This window comes from Psychrobacter sp. Ps6 (assembly GCF_022129235.1).
Lineage (GTDB): Bacteria > Pseudomonadota > Gammaproteobacteria > Pseudomonadales > Moraxellaceae > Psychrobacter.
This window is the reverse complement of sequence record NZ_JADQAI010000096.1, coordinates 1-1829: the sequence shown is the minus strand read 5'-3', so window position 1 is coordinate 1829 and position 1829 is coordinate 1. Positions and strand designations below refer to the sequence as shown.

Below are 1829 nucleotides of genomic sequence, written 5' to 3'. Positions count from 1 at the left end.
GCATTTAGCAATGATCTATTCCAGTGGGATATTCAGATGATGATTGAATTCTGGAAATATAGTAATGAAACATTTAATGCGATTGCAACGCAGGATAATTTCTATAGAGCTCAAAATTATAATGGTATGATTCATCGCATGTTAAATGAAATAACTGGCGAGGATCATGGACAAAATGATGCACAGCAAACTAATCCTCCAATATTTGCATGGGCAGAGTTAAACTGGGCAACGATTACAGGGGATAAAACTCGTTTTGAACATGTTATTCCTGCAATTGCTAAGCAATTAGAATATATTGAAAATGCTCATGCAGAACCTAAAAATAAAAAAGATAAACATTTCCTATATTGGAATAATGGTCAAGGTAACGGTCTTGATTCATTACCTAGAGCTAATGGACCATATGAAACTAAAGATGTTGGTTCTGTAGATATGTCAGTTCAAGTTGCCAATGAATATTTCAGTCTGGCTAAAATGTCTGAAATGATTGGTAACGAAAATGATGCAAATAGATTTAGAGATAAAGGTTTATTTATAGCTGAAAAAATAAATCAATTATGGGATGATAATGCAAATTTCTATGTGGATATCAATTCTGATAAATCGACATTTTTAGATAAAGCAACAGGAGAGCCTGTTCTAACTTTAGCAGGATCATGGCCATTATTATTTGGAGATGAAATTATTTCCGATAATAGTATTCGAGCAGGATTAATGGTCGAAAAATTATTTAGTCCTGATTATTTTTTTGAACCGTTTCCACTCCCTGTGTTGTCTAAAAACCATTCTCAGTACACACCTGGTGAATATGATATGGGCGGAGTTATGACTCCGACTGCAATGATAACTATGGCTGGATTGAGAAAACAAGGCTATATACATGAAGCTTCAGTTTTAGGGGAAAAGATCCTAAATGCAGTTAATGAAATTTTCCGAGGAGGAACACATTACTGGGGTAATCATGTTTTAACTTATCCTGAGTGGAAAGATAAGCGAATTTGTACCATATGGGAAATGTACAAGCCTACTAAATCATTAGATAACCATGGTGGAATATGGGACACAAATGAAGAAATATACTACCATAATGGAGCAGAAAATGGTTCTCGATCAGTTAGGCCTCAATTTGTTGGTTGGTCAGGTATCTATCCAATTAATACGTTAATCGATCATGTTATTGGTTTAGAAGCTAATGCGCTTGAAAATCAAATTACGTGGAATTTACGTAGAACAGATAGGCATGGTATTGAACAATTTAAAGTGGGAGATACGTTTGTCGATCTTATTGCCAACGAACGTAATGTAGGTGACGCAGTAACTATCACCGCTAAGAGCTCAAATAAAGACATTAAATTAACTGTTAAACATCTACAAGATGATAGTGATAATTCTTCCGTTGTGAAAAAGACTATTACTCTTAAGGCTGGGCAACCAATAACTTTTACTGTCAAAGGTTCAGGAATAGCATCTGCTAAACATTCTTATCCAGTTTATGATAGCTCAAGATTTAAGTTGAATGAAAATTGTGCGAATTATAGTGATCTTATAAAAGAAAATTACCCAATAATGTAAAATTGCACTTTGAAAATAGATAACAACATCAGCCATTATGGGCTGATGTTGTTACATAGTTTGATTTTTGTTCTCAAAGGTATGTGTGTTCACCAAACATTCATCTAAAAAAGGTATAACAGATACCTAACTGATAAGGACACCGAGGGTATTTAGTCGATTCAGTGAAAACTTAGCTCTCGGTACTTGAGTTAGATGACTACTTTCTGCTATAACGAGCTTATAGAAAAAACTGAGCCTTCAATAGGTTAATA

General features: G+C 34.2%; 1 protein-coding gene. It reads left to right on the top strand.

Annotated elements, in window-relative coordinates; translation table 11 throughout:
• Positions 1-1575, top strand: a 1575-nt coding sequence (locus I3255_RS14025; protein WP_238039365.1) for a trehalase family glycosidase, incomplete at its 5' end; no start/stop codon positions are given.
• Positions 1576-1829: the final 254 nt, after the last annotated feature.